The following is a 21,991-nucleotide window of genomic DNA, read 5'->3' on the forward strand; positions in this document are numbered from 1 at the left end:
ATTTTTTTAAAGAACACTTTTAAAGATATACATCTTTTAGTTTCAAAGGCAGTCTAAGACGTTATAACACTAGGCTTCACGTTTCTTTTCCAAAAACAGCATGTCAATCACAATCAGTGCCACACCGATACAGATACCAATATCAGCAATATTGAAAATAGGATAATGCCAAACATCGGCATAATGCACATGGATAAAATCAATCACGTGACCATGTAATAAGCGATCGATCAAATTACCCACAGCACCGCCTAACACCAATGCTAAACCGAGTGATAACAGCTTGGCTTGTCGAGGCGCTTTAACTAGATAGCCTATCAAGAATAGCGACATCAATAGCGCCAGTCCTGCAAAAAACCACTTTTGCCATCCACCGGCATCTGCCAAAAAGCTAAAAGCCGCGCCGTAGTTGTAAGCGAGCGTCCAATTCAGAAACGGCTCAATCACAGGCACAGGCTTAAGAAAGGTCAGATTGGTTTCTGCTAGCCATTTTGTCCACTGGTCAAGGATGACCACGACCAGTGATAACAGGTACCAATTAAGCGCAAGGCGACCATTAGTGACCATCTTTGGCGTCTTATTCAAGCGACTCTTAGGCGTCGATGAGCTACCCGTGGTGGCATGAGCCGGTTTAGGTGAGTTGTCGACGTCGATAGGCAGCTGTTTATCGTCTGGTACGTTCGTTGGATTAGGCGTTGGATTAGGCGTTGAGTTAGGCATAGTGGCGAACCTCACCGTCACCGCTGACGTTGGTTGCACAGCGGGCACACAATTCTGGATGTGTACTATCTGTACCAATATCATCACGGATGTGCCAACAGCGCACGCACTTGGTGCCGGTTGCAGCATGTACTTCGACCACTAAGTCAACGACACCTGTGCTATTACTGTCCGTTTGCTCATCTGTGCTTGCTGAATGAGCAGGGACAGTGCTCAAAGGTTTTAAAGTTGCATTACTAGTAATGAGTACAAAACGCAGCTCTTCACCAAGCTTGGCTAGGCTTTCATGCATGGCACCATCAGCATATAGATTGACGTCAGCCGATAAGTTGGCATTGATGATTTTTTCGCCACGTGCCGTTTCGATATGTTTATTGACCATGTCTTTTGCCAGCATGATACGTTGCCAGTCATCATTACTGATGGCGCTCAGCTCAAACTCTGGGAAGGTGTACCATTCTTCAGTGAACACATAGCTATCAGCACCATGTAATACTTCCCACGCTTCTTGCGCAGTGAACGATAAAATCGGTGTAATCCAGCGAATAAGCGCTTGGACGATATGATAAATGGCCGTTTGTGCAGAGCGGCGCGGCTGACCATCAGTCTGTGTCGTATATTGGCGGTCTTTGATAATATCTAAATAGAAGCTACCCAAGTCTTGCGAGCAGAACGCGGTGATATGCTGCGTGACTTGGTGAAAGTCCATCGCATCATACGCACTAATGATTTGTGCTTGTACCGTTTGCGCACGCTCAATGATAAATTTATCAAGGCTAACCAATTCGTTGATATCAACGCTATTGGTCGCAGGATCAAAATCATCCGTATTGGCAAGCAAGAAGCGTAGGGTATTACGAATGCGGCGATACATATCGATTGAACCCTTAAATACGGTTTTACCCGCGCTCATCTCATAACGATAGTCACTCGATGCAATCCACAAACGCAGCATATCTGCGCCTGTTTTATTGATTTCTTCTTGCGGTGTGATGATATTGCCCAGTGACTTACTCATCTTGCGACCGTTTTCATCAACCACAAAGCCATGGGTCAATACTTGCTTGAATGGTGGACGCTCGTACATCGCTTCTGAGGTCAGTAATGATGTTTGGAACCAGCCTCGATGTTGATCAGAGCCTTCTAAGTACATATCAGCAGGATTGGTCAGCTCGTCACGTTGATCGAGTACGGCAAAATGCGTCGTTCCAGAGTCAAACCAAACGTCTAAAGTATCAGTCGCTTTATCATAATCAGCGGCTTCTGCTCCTAAGAAATCCTCACAGCTGGCATCAAACCATGCTTCTACGCCGCCTTCATGGATTCTTTGTGCCGCCGTTTCCATCAGCTCAAGCGTGTTTGGATGCAGCTCACCGGTTTCTTTATGTGTAAAGAAGGTAATTGGCACGCCCCACGTACGCTGACGGGAGATACACCAATCTGGGCGACCTGTCATCATCGACTCGATACGGTTTTGACCCCATGCTGGTGTCCATTGAACCGTTGGAATATCAGCAAGTGCACGCTCACGTAAGCCTTTAGTTTCCATACTGATAAACCACTGCGGCGTGGCACGGAAAATAATCGGTGATTTATGACGCCAGCAATGTGGGTAGCTGTGCTCAATTTTGGTATGGCGGATTAAATGACCGTTTTCGTGTAGGGCAGCGATGATTTGTGGATTGGCTTTATAGATGTGCTCACCGGCAAATACCGCTGCGCTTTCTAAATAAACGCCCGTACCACTCACTGGGTTTTCAACAGGCAAATTATATTTTAGACCGACGATATAATCGTCAAGACCATGACCCGGTGCAGTATGAACTAAGCCAGTACCGCTGTCAGTCGTTACGTGATCGCCCAAGATTAATGGCACTTGGCGAGCTTCGATAAGCGGATGCTGAGCATGTAGACCTTCAAGCTCACGACCTAATACAGTAGCTAGGACGCCTTTATTCTCCAGCTTAAATTCACTTAGCGCTGATTCAACCAAGTCAGTCGCCAGTAGTAAGTTGCCGTTTTCAGTGGCGACCACACTATAGTTATGCTCAGAATGGAGTGCAATAGCTTGGTTGGCAGGCAATGTCCAAGGCGTTGTCGTCCAGATAACGGCAGCGATATTGCCGTCTATTTCAGCCAATGCCGCAACTTTGCCACTGTCTACAATATCAAAGCTGACATAAATAGCGTCTGAGACTTTATCTTGATATTCAACTTCGGCTTCTGCCAGTGCTGAGCTACAGTCCAAGCACCAGTTTACTGGCTTCATACCGCGAGTCACATGACCATTGTCATAAATTTTTGCAAGGGCGCGTACGATATTGGCTTCTTGGTGGAAGTTCATGGTTAGGTAAGGGTTGTCCCAGTCACCAAACACCCCTAGGCGTTTAAAATCTGCCTTTTGTAATTCAATCTGCGTACGGGCGTATTCACGGCATAGACCACGGAATTCAGTGGCAGAAACTTTTTGGCCGACCTTACCGTGTTTGGCTTCGACTTTCTGCTCAATAGGTAGACCATGACAGTCCCAGCCGGGTACATAAGGCGCATCAAAACCGGATAAAGTTTTTGACTTAACGATAATGTCTTTGAGTACTTTATTGACTGCATGACCCAAGTGAATCTGACCGTTGGCATATGGAGGACCATCATGCAAAATGTATTTGGTCGCACCAGCACGTGCTTGACGAATCTTACCGTAAACGTCATCTGCCTCCCAAGCCGCTAACCAATCTGGCTCACGTTTGGCAAGGTTGGCGCGCATCGCAAACGGCGTGTCAGCAAGATTTAGCGTGTCTTTATAGTCTTGGCTTGGCATATCAGTACTTTTATCAGTCATAGAAGGCGTCTTTTAAAATGGTGATTAAAATGTAAATTGAATTAAAAAGTGCGTGTAAAGCTGGCTACAAAACTTAAGGTAATACTGGGATTGAAAGTAGATAACACTCGCTATTATATGACAAAAAGAGTGGGGTAAGAAGAGCTGCCGAGTATCGTTTCTATGTCCGTCAAAACCGTCACAAAATTTATTTAACGAGCGATTGGTTGTTACTTTATATCTGCTAGGATAATAAATTGAGCAATCAATGTTCATGCTGTCTTTATATGCAAGACAGCATCATATCACTATCGTCAGATAATCCCTACTTTCAGTAGTTGATAGTCGTTGTTGATTTAACCGTTTTTATTCATTGATTTTAATCTATAGTTGAAATACTTTAAAGTCGCTACAGTATTGCTGGTGTAAATTTTTTGCAGTCTTTTTATGGTGGGATTACCAACGCTTTATGTCATCATTTATTCAAGTGTTTAACCAAAAAATCGATGATAGCCACAATCGTAATTTCAACGACCATTCAGGCTGAATACCCGTCAGTCCTTGAGTCATTTTCCCATCTTTTAATATCACATACGACGGTGTGACTTGTCCTTGCCAATCATCAAAGATAATACCTTGTTGGTCATTAATCGTCGTAAAATTATAATTATGCTCCTGAAGATAGCCACCTAGATCTTGGTCAGAACCGGATTTTATAGCGACCGTAACGATAGGATAGTCACCTGATGCTGCCAGCGTATTTATGGTGGGCGAGGTAACACTACATATCGGACACCAGGTTCCCCAAAAATATACCAACGTGGGTTTATCTTTACTCATTGCTGTCAAGTCAACGCTCTGCCCTTGATAGTCCATCAATTGCAACTGTGGATTGGTTGGCATGACAGGCTGTCGCCACCAATTAACGGCAGTGTATATAAGGGTGAATACTAAGCCGTAGAGCAGCACAGTTTTAATAATTGATAGTACTTTTTGCTTGGATGTTTTCTTAACTTTTATATTTTTATTTTCGATATCAGGCGTCATATTAGCTACTTTTTATCGTCAGTTATGTCTAATAGATAAAATCATACGGCGGAATGGTCAGCCGTATGATATAAAATATTAAGAATCTTATTAATTAACGGTTTGCTATAGTCGGTGAAAAGTAATATCGATACAACACGTACTACTGGTGCAAATTTTTCTTGCTTGCTGTGCCTACGCAGACAGAGGCTGCAAAAAATTTACACCAGTAGTACTGTAGCGACTTTAAAGTATTTCAACTATAGTAACCGTTTAAGACTTTTGCGCACGGTTTTGTAATGGATCGCCTAAAAGCACGCTACCAGAGTTTTCTCGAAGCTCATCATCACTCAGCTTACTAGCAGATATTTTAGCTTTGCGTTTCCATTTCAAACTATACAAATCGTCACGGCGATCCAGCAGGTTGTGTACCGACCCTTCATTACGGACATGAATAAGCTTGTCTAAATTCACATCTGAAAAGAACACCATCTCAGTATTCGCCGTCGTTTCGGCCATAATCGCATCATGCGGAAAAGCAAAATCTGATGGCGAGAAGATAGAGGACTGCGCGTATTGAATATCGAGGCTTTCAACTTGTGGTAAGTTGCCTACTGAGCCGCAAATCATCACATAGCATTCGTTTTCAATTGCACGCGCTTGAGCACAGTGGCGCACGCGTAGATAGCCGTTTTGTGTATCGGTCCAAAAGGGTACAAACAAAATATCCATGTCATCAAGCGCCATTAGGCGAGCAAGTTCAGGGAATTCAACGTCATAACAGACCAAGATACCAATACGACCGGCATCGGTATCAAACACTTTAACCTCGTCACCGCCTTCAATTACCCAAGCGCTACGCTCATGCGGGGTGATATGAATTTTGCGTTGCTCTTCTACCGTACCGTCGCGGCGACACAGATAGCTGACATTGAATAAGGTATCTTCTTCATCCAAATATGGCATGGAGCCGGTAATAACGTTGACGTTGTAGCTGACAGCCAGATGCGATATCTCGTTTTTAAACCATTCGGTATAGCCTGCCAAAAAGCGAATCGCGATGTTTTGATCAGTCGATTCACACAGACCCATCAAGGGCGCATTAAAAAATTCAGGCAAGCATGCAAAGTCAGAGTTGTAATCAGCCATGATATCAACAAAGAACTCAACTTGTTGCAACAGCTCTTCTGGCGACTCAACTTCGCGCATCTGCCACTGGATACCACCAATACGAACCTCAGATTTGCGAGTATTGGGCTTATAGTCTTTAGGCGCATAATAAATATTTGCCCACTCAAGCAAGGTCGCAAAACCTTTGGACTGTGCGTCATCAGGTAAATAAGCCGTCAAAATACGCTTAACGATAAAACCATTGGATAACTGAAAAGAAAGCGCAGAATCATGAATCTCGCGTGAGGCAACCGCATCGATATAGTCACCCGGCGTCAAATCTTGATGGTTATGGTAGTTAGGAATACGACCACCGGCCAAGATGGCGCGGAAATTTAACTGACGGCACAGCTCTTTACGGGCATCATAAAGTCTGCGACCCAAACGATAACCACGATACTCAGGGTCAATCAGAGCGTCTAAACCATAGATAGCATCACCTTCGGGATTGTCTCTGATAATCTCTTTATGACCAATCAAGTCATCATAAGTGTGTGGGTTAGAGAACTTGGCATAATCAACGCGCATGGATAAGACAATACCAATCAGTTCGTCGTGGTCAAATAAAGCAATCTGTCCTTCTGGAAAAGCATCAATCAAAGTATGAATCGTATTCTTTGACCATGCACCGCCTAAATTGACATAAACACGGTCCATCAAGGCTTTTAGTTGGGGATAGTCTTTTTTCTTAATTTCAGCAATTGTCAGATGAAAGTCGTCCGGTTTTTCTATCTTACTCATAAGGTTCCTATCTGTCGTTTCTATAAGTGGGTGTTAATAAGCGGGTGTTAATAAGTGATATTAATAAATGAAGGTGCTACGCATCTTGCGATTAATTTTTGTATAAGTGGGATCAATAATGGCAAACTTAAGCCTCAACTTAAAGGCGACGTTTTCGTATAATAATGTTGAGAAAAATATACCAATAGGCTGTCAGAATCGTTACAATCATTTATCTGTGTATTTAAAATAAGTTATAAGAATCGTTTTTCATATGATCTATTTTAGTGAGGCATTTTTATAAGTTTGCAAGTGGCTTTATCGCACTGCAAAAATACATTGAATACCTTTTAACGTGCATCTACTGCTTATTATATGTTTATTGCAGTGAATTGCGACTGATATGATATCAAGCTCATGAGCCAATAACAGTCAAACGTCGTAACGATTTGCTAGGTTTTTGTGATTCTTTATGCCTGATTGGAGCATCATTTGATAAGTTTATACTTAATTTTATTTGGTTGGTTTTCCTTGCTCATATTTAATATTGACCCGTTAGGAAATTTTAATGATGCCTGAAATTCACACTGCTGTTTTTAGAACATTAGATGAGATTGAAGATACTGCACTGGTGCAATTGGTGTACGTCAGTAGCATGACGATTGGTTCACGTTTTAGTACGACGATATTTGAAGAAGTAGAAAGTCATGCTCGTAATTATAATCAGCAGCAGGGCATTACAGGCACATTATGTTATGGCAATGGGCATTTTTTGCAGTGTATCGAAGGTGAAAAAGCCAAAGTATATACGCTAATTCAGCGTATATATGCGGATACACGTCATAAAAATGTGCAGGTATTATTACTGCACGTTATCAAACATCGTAGCTTTGCTGATTGGCGTATGCGCTTACTGTTTTTGGAGCGTTGGTTATGGTCGCCTGCGACCAAAAAACAAGCGGCACAGCTATCACCTTTTTTGCCATTCTTGCCCCACAATTGGAAGCCTGATCATACTGAGCAGTTTCTACAAGTGATCAAAAATTTTGATACGCCGCCTCATATCAATGCAGCAGGCACCACTTATAATACGCTTGGTAATATGGTGCGGCATATCGCTGCGCCGCATCAAGCGTTTTTAATCGTTCAAGGTTTTTTAAGTGTGCTGCTCGTCGCAGGTTTAGCGCTGCTATATGTATAATTTGTTCTATTTTAAAACGATATCGTCCTAGTGCTATGACGGTATCTTTGTTAACGTCAGATCAGTATACAAAAAGACGCTAATCTTATTGATTGAGCGTCTTTTTATTTATCTTTAATAATCAAAGATATGTCAGGAATAAAAACGCCTTACATATCAAAAATTTTCCCACGGTTCATAATATTGTTGGGATCAAAGACTTTTTTGATATCTTTTAGGTACTCAATCTCAGTCTCACTGCGGCTATAGTGTAGATATGGTTTTTTAGTCATACCCACACCATGCTCAGCAGACACCGAACCACCATATTTCTGCACCGTCTCAAACACATGCTTATTCACCACCTGACACTCAGCAAAGAAATTATCCTTGCTCATATTTTCAGGCTTTAAGATATTTAAATGCAAATTGCCATCGCCAATATGACCGAACCAGCAGACTTCAAAGTCAGGGTAGTTGCTGCTGACAATATGATCAATCTCAGCGATAAATTCTGGCACGTAGCTTATCAGTACCGAAACATCATTTTTATAAGGCGTGAACACCGAGATGGTCTCAGAGATGTATTCACGTAGCTTCCACAGCTCTTCCGCCTGCGCTAAATTCTGACTCATGACACCATCGACGACCCAACCTTGCTCCATGCAGTCTTCAAATATCGCCATCGCTTTATCCATGATGGGCTCATATGGCGCTTCAAACTCTAGTAACGTATAAAACTTGGTGCGCGATTCAAACGGCTCTTGTACTTGACCATGGGCCATGAGTTTATCAATCGCCACATCATCAAAGAATTCAAAGGCGGTCAAATCAATCTTTGCTTGAAAGGCAGATAGCACATTCATCACATCATTAAAGCTGTCCATGCCCAGTACCATGACGTTTAAGTCTTTCGGCTGACGCTCAAGTTTAATTTGCGCATGAGTCACAAAGCCAAGTGTGCCTTCGCTACCGATAAACAATTGACGTAAATCATAACCCGTGGCATTTTTTACCATACCGCGATTGAGCTGCAAGATATCTCCTTTACCAGTAACCACAGTCAGCCCCATAATCCATTGACGGGTCATGCCATAGCGAATCACTTTAATACCGCCTGCATTGGTGCCGATATTGCCGCCTATTTGGCTGGAGCCTGCTGAAGCAAAGTCGACAGGGTAGTAGAGGTCTTTTGATTCGGCAAACTGCTGTAATTGCTGAGTCACCACACCAGCTTCAATCTCAACCATGCGATCGGCAGGATAGAACTGTCCGATATGGTTCATCTTGTCCATACTGACCACAATCTCACCATTGGCGGCGACTGCGCCAGCAGACAGCCCAGTACGACCACCACTTGGTGTCAAGACCACATTGTGCTTATTGGCAAGTAGTACGATGGCTTGCACTTGTTCTGTAGTCTTTGGAAAGACGATGGCAGCAGGCGCAGGGGCAAAATGCTTGGTCCAGTCCTTGCCCCAATGCTCTAAGCTTTCGCTATCAGTTTTGATTTGGCTGGCATCAAACTGATGGGTATCAATCAGCGCACTTAACAGAGTTTGAGCAGCAGAGGTAGGGGTTTTAGATAGGGTTTGGCTAGATAAAGAAGTCATGGTCAAATCTCGGTATCAACGTGAGCGCTATGGATAAAGTGGATTATTATGCGAGTTATTATATAGCCAAATGGCTTTAACTGAACGTATGTACATAAAGGGATATGAACGATGTATATTATTGCAATCTAATGGGCGTAGCAATGATAGAGCGTTATGAGTTTACCTGTATATATGGGTACACAGCATAAAGAGGGTATGGCCGCTCATTTAGATAGCAGGATTTACTATAGCATAAAAAGTTTTCAGGATTGATAACCAATAATTCATTTAATCTGCTAACATCGCCGACCAATTTTGTGTAAGATATCCAGACTCTTTTCATTTCATTCATCCAAGCTTATCCCTAAGATGATTTTTATAAGACAATTATAGGACAGTTCTCACATGGCGTTATCACTCCAAAAAGACAAAATCCGGTTTTTATTGCTTGAAGGTCTGCACGACAATGCTTTAAAGGTATTGAAAGATGCTGGTTATCAAAATATTGAAAATATCAGCCATGCATTGGATCAAGACGAGCTGATTGAAAAGATTAAAGATGCTCATTTTATTGGTATTCGCTCGCGCACGCAGCTGACGCGCGAAGTGCTTGAGCATGCACAAAAGCTTATTGGCATCGGTTGTTTTTGTATTGGTACCAACCAAGTAGACTTAGATGCTGCTCGTGAGTTCGGTATTCCGGTCTTCAACGCGCCATTCTCAAACACCCGTTCGGTAGCAGAGTTGGTACTTGCTGAAGCCATCATGCTCTATCGCGGTATCCCTGAAAAAAATGCCACTGTACATCGCGGCGGTTGGGGTAAGTCTGCGACCAATTCACATGAAGTGCGCGGCAAAACCATCGGTATCGTCGGTTATGGCTCTATCGGCTCGCAACTGTCTGTATTGGCTGAAAGCTTTGGTATGAAAGTCATTTACCATGATGTCTTAACCAAACTGCCACTAGGTAACGCAGTACAAGTAGCTAGCTTAGAAGAGCTGTTATCTACTGCCGATATCGTGACCTTGCATGTACCTGAACTGCCAAGCACGCGCTATATGATGAAAGCTGAGCAGTTTGCGCATATGAAAGAGGGTAGCTACTTTATCAATGCGGCACGTGGTACTTGTGTTGAGATTGATGACCTTACTGCCGTGCTTGAGTCTGGTAAAATCTTGGGCGCAGCGATTGATGTGTTCCCAAAAGAGCCAAAATCTGCAGACGAAGAGTTTGAGTCACCACTACGTAAGTTCGATAATGTCATCTTGACGCCGCATATTGGCGGCTCAACGCAAGAAGCACAGGCAAACATTGGATTGGAAGTTGCAGATAAGTTTGTGCGATATTCTGACCAAGGCAACACGGCAACGGCTGTAAACTTCCCAGAAGTATCTATTCCGTTTAAAGAAGGCACGCATCGTCTGCTACATATCCACAAAAACGTACCAGGCGTCCTGTCACAGATTAACCGTCTGTTTGCTGAAGCAAATATCAATATCTTAGCGCAGAGCTTGATGACTGAAGGCGATGTCGGCTATCTTGTTATGGATGTCGATTATAACGACTCAACCGCGGCTTTAGATCAGCTAAAAGATGTTCAAGAAACGATTCGTGTACGTATTTTATTCTAAGTACATCTGTATCTAATTATAAGTTATAGCTAATTAGCACTTATCATTGTTATATTAATAGCAGGCAATTTAATAAATTGTCTGCTATTTTTTTAGCTTCTCTTTTCTAATACTCGCTAATTTTAGTCAGCTTTGGCTTTATTGGCTTCATCCGCTTGACGGCGAGCTTCAATCTTAGCTGCTTTACGTTTCTCAATGACATCAATGACATCACTGCCAATATGGGCTTCACCACGTTTTTGTGCCAATTGCATTTGATGCTCACGCTCACGAAAGCGTGCTTTTTGCTCGTCGGTCGCTTTATCGATACAGTGCGGGCATGACTCGCCTTTGATATAGGCAGGGCTTTGCATCTCAGCTTGCGTAATGGGCATACGGCAGGCAAAGCACTGCTCATAGCTGCCTTTTTCTAAGTTGTGATTGACTGAGACACGGTTGTCAAAGACAAAGCAGTCGCCTTCCCACATAGAGTCGCTGGCAGGTACTTCTTCCAAATATTTTAAGATGCCACCCTCTAAATGATAAACCTCTTCAAAGCCTTGCTCGCGCATAAATGCCGTAGATTTTTCGCAGCGGATACCACCCGTACAGAACATAGCGACTTTTTTATGCTTAGCGGGGTCTAGCTCTTTTGCCACGTATTCTGGGAACTCACGAAACGTTTCGGTATTTGGATTGACGGCATTTTGGAACGTACCGATTTTTACTTCATAATCATTACGCGTATCAATAAGAATCACATCAGGATCTGAGATAAGCGCATTCCAGTCGCTTGGCTTCACATAGCGACCGACTGATTGTAGTGGATCGATATTCTCTACACCCATAGTGACGATTTCTTTTTTAAGCTTCACTTTGGTACGATAAAAAGGCTGGGCATCAGTGTAGGATTCTTTAAAGGTAAAACTGCCGATGGCGTCGATACTACGCAGGTACTCGAGGACGTTATCGATGCCCTGACGTGTACCAGAAATCGTACCGTTAATGCCTTCGCTGGCAATTAACAAAGTGCCTTTAACCTCATTATCGAGCATGATATTTAAAATGGGCTCGCGGTACTCTTCAAAGTCAGCAAAGCGCGTGAACTTATAAAGGGCAGCGACGACGATATTATTGGTCACGCTGTCGTATTCGGTTACATGGTTGGGTGCTTTGATGTTATTGGTCTCTGAAGTACTCATGTTTTTCTCCTGCTGGCTAGGTCGCAAACCTAGTGCATTGGGTTTTAAGGTTTTGATAGTGTTATAACACTAGCGCAATTGTGGATTTAGCTGATGCGCGCATAGTTTAGCAAATTTTGGGAGGGTTTTGAAACTTAAAAGCGCAAAAATGTCAGCACTCTATACCTAAGTAAACGCTATATTACGAGTCTCCTGTGGCTTGAGCACGGTTTTGGAAAATTCGCTGATGCTGTCATCAACATAGCTGCTATCAAAATTCAGCCTTTGTATATCAGGTGTTTCAATAAATTCTAACCATTCATTTTTCATCCAATTCTCAACAGTGTCTTTACCGAGTATTGCTATTAGATTGGACAGCTGTGCGTGTGGCTGTGAGTAGTAATACACGATGACTCTTAGTGACGATTCATGACCTTGATTAAATGAAAATATTTCATGAATGTAATCGCTATCGGAAGAGTCTAAAGAATGTCCCCAAATATAAACTTCAATAGGATGATACTTCGTGAGACTTGGACTTTTCATCTTATTCTCTATCGCTACGATAGGAGACTTTGGTCTAAGAAATTGATAATCAGTATTGTTGACAAGTTTTTGATAGTATTTAACGAACCCGTAGGCTTTATTGTCTATTAATATTTGATTTTGAAGCTCTGAAATACCTAGAACAATTTTTTTATTACTATTTTTACCAGCTTTACCATGTATAAAGTTGATATTGGAATGACTATACAAACGCTCAATAGTAGATGAGTAATTGAAGCTATAAATAGCATCTAAATCTTTTTCACCAACTTTTGGCTTTTTTAGAGCATTTCTTACTTCTAGTTTATCAATAAAGGCAATGTATTCAGAAAATATCTCGATAAAACCAATTAAGTCTTTTTCTAAGTACTTTAACAAGCTAGAAGGACATATATCTACAGGTTGTCCTGAATAGTATTTGACAAAAGCTTTATCAAGTACCATTTTAGTGTCTGCATGTATACTATATTTATCAGTTATAGAAAAATTTTCGAGCAAATTATTGATGAATGGATACTTTCTCTTAATATTCTTATTGAATATTTTATTACTTAAAAATAAAATATCAGTTGAAAAACAGTGAAGGTATTCTACATTTTTTTCTATCTCCGATATTATATAACAGACTGCGTTCAGCACCACTTTCATTTCATTTTCAAAGTCTATCCATGTATCAATACCACTATCAATATAGCTTTTAAAATATTGAAACCAACCGTTGTTTCTTAGTTTTTCTTTAAGCTATTTAACTTCTATTAGTGGTAGTTCAACATTCTCAGTTTTATAGAGTTTAATAGTATTCTTAAAAAAATAACCTTCACTATTTATCAAATCCGTATATAAAGCCTCAAAGATCATTGGCTCGTCTTTATTATGATTTTCCACATTACGCATGGCATGCATAAAGTGGTCATACTTGGTAGGTAAGAAATGGGCTAAGTCAAAGCCATTGCCTAAAATAAGTATCTTAGCCGTTCCGCTCATAATGCTGCCCTTATAATTATTATAGTTTGAAAGTCATTGTTCTGATAATAGCAAATTTTAGTACGCTAAATTATCTTTTACCAAAGCAATAGCTGTTCTCTATAGACAAAAAAATCCCAGTATTTAACTGGGATTTTTTTATGAAGCGGTCTATAAAAAGGCACTGTTTACAACTTACTTACTCTGGAACCAAGTATCTGCTTTATTGCGGGCACTGGCGATATCAGCACTTGATAAGTTCAATGCCAATTGACCAATTTTGCCGCGGGCTTTGTTACGGACTTTTTCATCAAGCATGCCATCACGGGCAGCCAAGTCGTACCATTTATAAGCATCAACAAGATTTTTTTGCTTCTCATCTAACAAGGCAAGCGTATAGCTAGCACGGTTATCACCACGCATGGCGGCTTTTTCTAACCAACCACGGGCTTGTTGTAGATTTGGTTGTACCCCTTCACCGCGCAAGTACATGATGGCAAGGTTTAACTGAGCAGGGGCAACGCCTTGCTGAGCTGCCTTGGTATACCATTGGACTGCTTGTTGAGTGTTTTTGGCAATGCCTTCGCCTTTTTGCAAACGCTTGGCCAGATAAAATTGAGCGTGATCATTACCTTGAGCCGCGCGATTGGATAACTCGCTGACAGGCATTAGCTCAAAACGTGAGGTGTCAAGTGGCACGTTTGATATTAACTCAGCGTTGGCAAAACCTGCACAAGAAAAAAGGGCAGTAAACAACGCAGCTTTTAATAACTTCATAGCAGCTCCAAAATTAGGCAGTTAATAAACACAAAAATTGTCCCGCTAAATATTGTCTCGCTAAAGACGTTTAGATGGCGATAACAATTAGGAGACATCTTGCAAGACCAACTTACCTAATTATTAGCAATATAAGTAATCGTTATCATGTAACAATGGACGCCAATGAAACCGATAAACGGTATTAATCGGGGTGCCATTGACACTATTTTGCTAGCTTAACACCCAAGCTTACGAAACTCAAATACTAATTACACGATTTAATGCCTATCTATATCTCATTGTCCTCAATAAAATCATACAGTTACTTGGGCGTAAGAATAGATTAAGACTCTATTAAGGTAAAAAATTATGCTTATAACTATCAATATGACTTTTAATAAGAGGTAGCAGTAGCGAGTATCACTCAGGTTTTTGTTTGCTGACGCGGTAAATAGCCACATCTGCCAGTAGGTTTGGCGCTCGTCTTATCAATGCTGTCATTAGTGATGAATGACCTTTTTCAGAATCACTGACGGCAAAACGATTAATGATATGAATATCATGCTGCGCGCACAGCTTCTCAAAATCTTTAAAAGTACAGAGATGGATATTTGGGGTGTTATACCACTCATACGGCAGCGCTTCTGAGACCGGCATAATACCTTTTAAACCCAAATGTATCCGGTTCTGCCAATGGGCAAAGTTAGGGAAGGTAATGACCGCTTCACGAGCGACGCGCAGCATATCAAGCAACAGCACATCGGGCGACTTGACTGCTTGTAGCGCACGTGCCATGACCACGGTATCAAAACTATTGTCCGCGAAACGCGCCAAGCCATCATTCAAGTCTTGCTCGACAATGGATAAACCATTGGCGATGGCTTCATTGATTTTGTCCTCGTCAATCTCAAGCCCATAGCCGGTCACGCCGCGATTTTGCTGCAAATGCGCAAGCAGCTCGCCATTACCACAGCCTAAGTCGAGCACATGTGAGTACGGAGCAATCCAACGCTCAGCCAATTGATGATCCATCCTCATGAGCGTGCTCCTAATTTTTGCTGGCTATTTTTGCTTTGGTTGTCAGTCATAAATGGCGCATTTAGGAAACCTTTGACGGCACCCATATAACGCGGGATATCAAATAAGAAAGAGTCATGACCGTGCGGCGCATCAACATTGATATAGCTGACAGGTTTGCCGGTCGCCATCAGTGCATCAACAATCTCTTGTGAGCGCTCGGGTGCAAAACGCCAATCAGTGGTAAACGATACAATCAAATATTGGCACTCAGTATGAGCAAACGCGGCTTTCAGAGCTGTCAGCTCTTGGTGATTGCTTGCGCTTATATTGTCGATATCCGCACTGTCCGCTAAAGTTTTTGCCAATTCATCTTCGCTACTATCCGCTTTTACGGACTCCACAAGGGATGAAGCTAAAAGCTCTTCTGGCACTAAAGAATCTATAGGCTGTGCTGACTGCGTTAATGGATAGTCACGCGTTGGGTCAAAGTAATCCAAGGCTTTGGTCATCAGCAAATAGGTATTGGCATCGAAGTTTTCACTAAAGCGCTCGCCTTGATAGCGCAGATAGCTTTCGACTTGGAATTCGACATCATAACCATACATAAACTTGCCCGACTTTAAATCACGCCCAAACTTGGCTTTCATCGCATCATCGGTCAGATAAGTAATATGTCCTACCATTCGCGCAAGGATAAGTCCGCGACGAGGATAAGTCCCTGCTTGCAGATAGCGTCCGTTTTTAAAATCTGGGTCTGATAAAATAGACTGGCGTGCCACTTCGTTAAAGGCGATATTTTGTGCAGACAGCTTAGGTGTACTGGCAATGACCACACAGCGTTTTAGTCTGCTTGGATAGTCAGCTGCCCATTGCAGGGCTTGCATACCACCCATTGAACCACCGACGACGGCATGCCAGACGTCAATCTCTAAGCGATCTGAAAGCATGGCTTGGGTCTTGACCCAATCTTTGATAGTGACCAGTGGAAAGTCAGGTCCATATACTTGTGCTTTACTGCTCTCTGGATTTATCGACGTTGGACCGGTAGAGCCAAAGCAGCTACCAATATTGTTAACACAGACGACAAAAAAACGATTGGTATCGATGGACTTGTTAGGTCCAATCATATTATCCCACCAGCCGGCTTTTTTGTCATTATCGCTATGAAAGCCTGCCGCGTGATGACTGCCTGATAGCGCATGGCAAATCAGAACGGCGTTTGACTTGTCGCTATTAAGCGTACCGTACGTCTCAATTATCAGCTCAAACGACGGCAAAGTGCGATTACACTCCAAGGTTAATGGCTCAGCAAAATGAAGAGTCTGGGGCTTGACGACTCCTACTGAGTTCAATAATTCATCAGCGTTAGCTGAATTATCGGCATTGGCTTTATCTGTGGCGGACTGGTCACTGGTATTATCAGGGCGTGCGTTCAAATCTACCTCACAAGACAACAATCATCAATAAAATAAGAAGGGCACTCTATCGACAACTCGTTTTGCCGATATTTTTTAAATGGTTTAGCTAAATTTGACCATGTGCTTGCCTATTGTATGGTGATGCGCATATGAGTACAACCTTCAAGCGCAGTCTTTCATGCTTAGTTTTGATATCATTGAACCAATCGAAAAAAATATCATACCATTGCTACAAGTTTTAGGCGCTATTGACAAAGGCAAGTCGCAACAACTGCGTGTCAAATTGTACAAGGACACTTTTGCAATGCGTTATGAAGGGTTAAAATGCTACACTAACGGCGTGCTCATTGAATACTGTCTTAACAATCTTTTATCGAGATTTTCTCATTAACTTAATCATAAAACAGTGCTGCTATGAAACCTGACCTGCCTCCCCGTATTGCCGTTTTACTTGTCAACCTTGGTACGCCAGATGAGCCGACCGCGCCAGCGGTCCGTCGTTATCTCAAGCAGTTTTTGTCAGATCCGCGCGTGATTGAAATCCCGAAGTTCTTATGGGCAATTATCCTCAATCTGTTTGTGTTGCCAAGTCGTCCAAAGCGGGTCGCAGAAGCCTATGCCAGCATTTGGGATGGTGATTCGCCGATGCGCAACATTCTTAACACGCAAGTTGAGATGTTAGATAAGCGTTTAGCTGAACGTGCTGCGCCATTTCGCGTGTCTGTTCATGCCGCGATGAGCTATGGTAATCCTGGTTTGCCAGATGTTATGGATAAATTGCGTAGCGAAGGGGTTGACCATTTTGTCATGTTACCCGTGTTTCCGCAGTATTCGGCGACTTCAACGGGAGCGGTTTATGATGCGATGACCAAATGGTCACTGAAGCAGCGTAATTTGCCTAATATGACCATAGTCAAAGATTACTTTGCCCATCCTTTATATATTAAAGCCTTGGCAGATAGTATCCGCCGCTTTCAAGCGATACATGGCAAGCCTGAAAAGCTCATGTTTAGCTTTCACGGTATTCCACAGCCTTATGCCGATAAAGGCGATCCGTACCCGAAGCGTTGTAAATGTACGGCGGCGCAAGTCGCTCATGAGCTTGGTCTAAAGCCAGATGAATGGATCATTAGCTTCCAGTCGCGCTTTGGTAAGCAAGAATGGATTAAGCCCTATACCGATGTGGTACTCGAAGACTGGGGCAAGTCGGGCATACGCTCAGTACAAATTCTTAGCCCTGCGTTTTCGGCAGATTGCTTAGAAACCCTAGAAGAATTGGCCATCGAAAACCGCGAAACCTTCCTTAAGGCTGGCGGGGAAGAGTATCATTATATTCCGGCGCTCAACGCTGACGAAGCACATATAGATTTGTTAGAAGCAATGAGTGCGCCATTAGTAAAAGGTTGGGCGGGGACGCTAGATGGTTGGGCATAAAAGCTAAAGCAGCATGCGGATATTAAATAGAGCAGCAAAAAAATACCGAACATGATGTCCGGTATTTTTTATGGATAATTTTATAAAGGCAATACTTTAAAAATCATTGTCATTGCTTAATTTTGCGGCATCTCTGTCGGCGATGTCGACAATATTTGGGTAGTGGCTGTCATCTAAATTCTCTTCGACCAGCAGCTCATCAATGCGCGATTCATCAATATTTTGATGATGTACGGGTGTGAGACCTTGGGTAGCATCGCTACCGACTTGCGAATTATTAAATCCTGCATCATCGTCAAAGTCATTATTGTCTATAACATGCAGCATGGGGTTGTCTAAATCGACCTCTTGGCTACCTTCGTTATCTTGACCTTGACCCTCATCAACGTTGTCATCGGTATGATCATCCAAGCTGTCATCGCCTTCGATATGATTCATCTCTTTTGGTAGTGGGGTTTTTGAGTGATCCATGCTGTCTTCCTTAGTTTTTATAATTAATAACCATAGTAGCGTTTAAACGATGGTCGTATGGCTATTTTGTCCGCTTATATTCATTGCCTCTAGTAGCAAGTATTTTTCAAATATAAGCAGTTTAAAACGCCATAGATAGGTTAAAGCAATCGCGTAAACGCCTGTTAAACTAAAAGATAATCTGTGAAGAAATAAGATAAGTTTATTATACCGACAATTATAATACGCGACTGTTTGTTTAAGTTTACGCTGCAAGCATCAAATACCTTAAACAGCATTACACCTACTTAAAAACCCCTTAAGGATTAATGCGCCTCATCCCAATTTTGACCACTGTCCGTCTCAACCAATAGCGGTACCGCAAAGTTGACGTTCCAGCCTTTTTCAACCGCCGTCGCTGTCAAAACATTTTGCATAGCGTCAGTAATCAATTGGCTTATTTCATCGACTTTGTTGGCATCAACTTCAAACACCAATTCGTCATGGACTTGCAGTAGCATTTTTGCCTGATGTTTTGGTAGTACTTTATCGACGGCAATCATCGCAAGTTTAATCAAATCGGCCGCTGAGCCTTGTAATGGTGCGTTAATTGCCGCTCGTTCAGCGCCTTGTTTAACCATACGATTGCTATGATTAATATCAGGGGTATAAAGCTTACGACCCAATATCGTCTCGACATAGCCATGCTCATAGGCGCTGGCACGAGTATTGATCATATAGTCTTTGACGCCAGGATAGCGCTCAAAGTACATATCAATATAGTCTTGCGCCTCACTACGGCTCATCTGTAGTTGTTTGGCAAGTCCAAAGGCACTCATGCCATAGAGCAGACCAAAGTTAATAGCTTTGGCATTACGACGCTCGGTTGCGGTAACATCCGCCACTTCTTTGCCAAGTACTTCAGCAGCGGTGGCAGCGTGAATATCAAGCCCTTCATTAAAGGCATGAGTCAGGTTTTTATCACCTGAGAAATGCGCCATTAAACGCAACTCGATTTGCGAATAATCCGCCGCTAATATCACCCGACCTTCTGGCGCAATAAAGGCTTGACGAATCAAGCGACCGGTCGCAGTGCGAATAGGAATATTTTGTAAATTAGGATCTGTTGAAGATAAGCGTCCTGTGCTAGTTAAAGCTTGATGATAGCTAGTATGTACACGGTCAGTCTCGCTATCTGCCACATTATCAAGCGCATCAGTATAGGTGCTTTTGAGTTTAGAGAGTCCGCGATACTCTAAGGTAATATCGACCAAAGGATGATCAATTTTTGACAATACGGCTTCACCCGTAGAGTATTGACCAGTCTTGGTTTTTTTACCGCCAGCAACGCCAAGCTTATCAAATAGCATCTCCCCAAGCTGCTTAGGAGAGCCGAGATTAAACTCTTCTCCCGCCACTTCGTAAGCACGTTTTTCAAGGGCAATAATTTCTTCATCGAAGCGTTTTGATAACTCATTTAAAAATGGACGCTTAATTAAAATACCATGAGCTTCCATCTGGCAGAGTATCTCTGCTGTAGGAATCTCCAGTGCATGTAGCAGCTTGGCGTTATTGGTGTCATCAGCAAGCTTTTGACTAAACAGCTCGAATAATTGATAAGTGATATCAGCATCTTCACAAGCATAGTCGCTGGCAATATCAATCGCCACTTGATCAAAACTCACTTGCTTAGCACCTTTACCAGCGACATCTTCAAAGCTAATGGTTTGCGTTTGCAGATAATGCCGTGCCAGATCATCCATACCGTGACGGGTAACAGCGGCATTAATCACATAGCTGGCAAGCATGGTATCCATCGCCCAGTTGTTGGGCTTGTCATGAATATTGCCTAAGAGATTGATATCGTAAAGGCTGAGGATATGCGCATCATATTTTAGGTGCTGACCGATTTTACCAATGCTTGAGTTTTCTAAAATAGATTTTAAGCGGACAAGTACCGTATCGCGATCGAGCTGCTTTTCGGTTAATTCGTCGCCTTCTAGCGAATGAGTTAGCGGTATATAATAAGCTTCGTGTGCTTGCACGGCAAAAGACAAGCCGACCAATTCAGCCTGACGCCAATAGACGCTTGTGGTCTCGGTATCAATGACGAAATGCGGGGCAGAGGCTAATAGTTGAACTAGGTTATCAAAGGCGGGCTCGTCTAAAATAGTATGCCACGCTCTGTCGTGACTTTTGCTATCGGTGACATCACCAATGGCGCTTGATTGTAAAGATTTGGCGATTTGCGCCTGTGACTCAGTATCAGCTTGGCTATGAGCGACACTTTGAGCACCATTGGCTGGATGATTAGGGTGATCAAGTGACGCCAGCTCGTTTCTAAATTCAAGCTCACTGTATAGAGCGCGTAGCTCATCGATATGGGCGCAAGGATCAGTGTTTATTTTTAAATCTTGCCAATCTTGCCCAACTTCTAAATCAGTGACGATGGTTGCCAGCTGCGCATTCATCGGAATATCATCAGCATATTCAAGCAAGTTTTTACCCGCACGTCCTTTTATATTGGCAACGTTTTTTAGCATATTATCGATATTGCCATATTCATTTAACAAGTCTTTGGCAGTCTTTTTACCGATGCCGGGTACGCCTTTGATACCGTCAGAGGAATCACCCATTAAAGTTAAAAAATCAATCATCTGGTCAGGATTAATACCGAATTTTTCGACCACGCCAGTGCTGTCAGTTATCTTACCTGTAAAGCTGTCTTCTAATATCACGCAGTCATTAATCAGCTGCATCATGTCTTTATCACCGGTTGAGATAACCACGTGATGCCCTTCGGCGACCGCACGATAGGCGAGCGTACCGATGATATCGTCCGCTTCTGCGCCTTCGATACGTAACAGTGGAATCCCAAGTGCGGTGACCAAACGATGAATATAAGGAATCTGCTCAGCCAGCTCTATATCCATTTTTGGACGATTGGCTTTGTACTCTTCTGACATGGCATGGCGAAAGGTCGGTGATTTGGTATCAAAACAAACCGCCATATGCGTTGGGTGATAGCGGCGCATCAGCTTTAACAGCGCATTGAGTGTGCCACGTATCGCATTGGTGACTAGCCCTTGCGAATTTTGCATGGTTTTTGGCAGCGCATGATAGGTGCGAAACAGATAATAAGAGCCATCGACCAATATAAAAGGTGGCTGGTTTTTGTCCACATGTGTGGTCGTCATCGTCGCTACATTTGGCATCGTTGCAAAGTTTGGTAGCGTATTGGGATTGATGGGTGAGTGCGAGTTGTGATCGTTGTCGGTCATAGAGATTCACTTATCAAATATTGGGCAGCAAGTATAGTCGGTGAAAAGTAATATCGATACAACAGGTACTACTGGTGCAAATTTTTCTTGCTTGCTGTG

14 protein-coding genes and 1 pseudogene are annotated in these 21,991 nt (G+C 42.6%); 3 read left to right on the forward strand and 12 right to left on the reverse strand.

Annotated features, from left to right (window positions below; all coding sequences use genetic code 11):
• Positions 1-69: 69 nt before the first annotated feature.
• The 4 genes from lspA to PSYC_RS01895 all read right to left on the reverse strand — a co-directional run bounded on the left by lspA (position 70) and on the right by PSYC_RS01895 (position 6,475).
• Positions 70-720: a signal peptidase II gene (gene lspA / locus PSYC_RS01880; protein ID WP_083756025.1), complete on the reverse strand. Its 651-nt coding sequence runs from the start codon at positions 718-720 to the stop codon at positions 70-72.
• The gene (gene ileS / locus PSYC_RS01885) at positions 713-3,559 is read right to left on the reverse strand and encodes an isoleucine--tRNA ligase (RefSeq protein ID WP_041757460.1); all 2,847 of its coding nucleotides are present in this window, start codon (positions 3,557-3,559) and stop codon (positions 713-715) included. The genes lspA and ileS overlap by 8 nt, the downstream gene beginning before the upstream one ends.
• A gap of 462 nt (positions 3,560-4,021) precedes the next feature.
• Positions 4,022-4,585 (reverse strand): protein disulfide oxidoreductase, encoded by a 564-nt coding sequence (locus PSYC_RS01890; RefSeq protein WP_011279672.1) that lies wholly within the window; start codon positions 4,583-4,585, stop codon positions 4,022-4,024.
• A 252-nt stretch (positions 4,586-4,837) separates the two neighbouring features.
• Positions 4,838-6,475 (reverse strand): carbon-nitrogen hydrolase family protein, encoded by a 1,638-nt coding sequence (locus PSYC_RS01895; RefSeq protein WP_011279673.1) that lies wholly within the window; start codon positions 6,473-6,475, stop codon positions 4,838-4,840.
• A gap of 547 nt (positions 6,476-7,022) precedes the next feature.
• Between PSYC_RS01895 and PSYC_RS01900 the strand changes: the two genes are divergently transcribed.
• Positions 7,023-7,655, forward strand: a complete 633-nt coding sequence (locus PSYC_RS01900) for a BLUF domain-containing protein (RefSeq protein ID WP_011279674.1) — start codon at positions 7,023-7,025, stop codon at positions 7,653-7,655.
• A 149-nt stretch (positions 7,656-7,804) separates the two neighbouring features.
• Here the strand turns inward: PSYC_RS01900 and PSYC_RS01905 are convergent, their stop codons facing one another.
• Positions 7,805-9,247: an FAD-binding oxidoreductase gene (locus tag PSYC_RS01905; RefSeq protein ID WP_011279675.1), complete on the reverse strand. Its 1,443-nt coding sequence runs from the start codon at positions 9,245-9,247 to the stop codon at positions 7,805-7,807.
• Positions 9,248-9,634: 387 nt separating this feature from the next.
• Here PSYC_RS01905 and serA point away from each other — a divergent pair, with 387 nt between their 5' ends.
• A complete protein-coding gene (gene serA, locus PSYC_RS01910; protein WP_011279676.1) occupies positions 9,635-10,861 on the forward strand; it encodes a phosphoglycerate dehydrogenase in 1,227 nt (408 codons plus the stop codon).
• Positions 10,862-10,983: 122 nt separating this feature from the next.
• Here serA and PSYC_RS01915 read toward each other — a convergent pair whose 3' ends face one another.
• The 5 genes and pseudogenes from PSYC_RS01915 to PSYC_RS01940 all read right to left on the reverse strand — a co-directional run bounded on the left by PSYC_RS01915 (position 10,984) and on the right by PSYC_RS01940 (position 16,661).
• Positions 10,984-12,042, reverse strand: coding sequence for a rhodanese-related sulfurtransferase (locus tag PSYC_RS01915; RefSeq protein WP_011279677.1), 1,059 nt, complete (start codon positions 12,040-12,042; stop codon positions 10,984-10,986).
• A gap of 165 nt (positions 12,043-12,207) precedes the next feature.
• Positions 12,208-13,551, reverse strand: a pseudogene (locus PSYC_RS01920) (AbiH family protein).
• Between the two features lie 174 nt (positions 13,552-13,725).
• Positions 13,726-14,307 (reverse strand): tetratricopeptide repeat protein, encoded by a 582-nt coding sequence (locus PSYC_RS01930; protein WP_011279680.1) that lies wholly within the window; start codon positions 14,305-14,307, stop codon positions 13,726-13,728.
• Positions 14,308-14,709: 402 nt separating this feature from the next.
• Positions 14,710-15,327, reverse strand: a complete 618-nt coding sequence (gene metW / locus PSYC_RS01935; protein ID WP_011279681.1) for a methionine biosynthesis protein MetW — start codon at positions 15,325-15,327, stop codon at positions 14,710-14,712.
• On the reverse strand, positions 15,324-16,661 hold the full coding sequence (locus PSYC_RS01940) for a homoserine O-acetyltransferase MetX (protein WP_011279682.1): 1,338 nt from the start codon (positions 16,659-16,661) through the stop codon (positions 15,324-15,326). Before PSYC_RS01940 ends, metW begins: the two co-directional genes overlap by 4 nt.
• 480 nt (positions 16,662-17,141) lie before the next feature.
• Here PSYC_RS01940 and hemH point away from each other — a divergent pair, with 480 nt between their 5' ends.
• A complete protein-coding gene (gene hemH / locus PSYC_RS01945) occupies positions 17,142-18,161 on the forward strand; it encodes a ferrochelatase (RefSeq protein ID WP_011279683.1) in 1,020 nt (339 codons plus the stop codon).
• Positions 18,162-18,257: 96 nt separating this feature from the next.
• Here hemH and PSYC_RS01950 read toward each other — a convergent pair whose 3' ends face one another.
• Together PSYC_RS01950 and polA are read right to left on the reverse strand one after the other, a co-directional pair.
• A complete protein-coding gene (locus PSYC_RS01950) occupies positions 18,258-18,632 on the reverse strand; it encodes a hypothetical protein (protein ID WP_011279684.1) in 375 nt (124 codons plus the stop codon).
• A gap of 305 nt (positions 18,633-18,937) precedes the next feature.
• Entirely contained in the window at positions 18,938-21,892 is a 2,955-nt protein-coding gene (gene polA / locus PSYC_RS01955; protein ID WP_041757462.1) for a DNA polymerase I, read from the reverse strand.
• Between the last annotated feature and the right edge of the window lie 99 nt (positions 21,893-21,991).

Origin of the sequence: Psychrobacter arcticus 273-4, assembly GCF_000012305.1 — a bacterium.
In the GTDB taxonomy this organism is placed as follows: domain Bacteria; phylum Pseudomonadota; class Gammaproteobacteria; order Pseudomonadales; family Moraxellaceae; genus Psychrobacter; species Psychrobacter arcticus.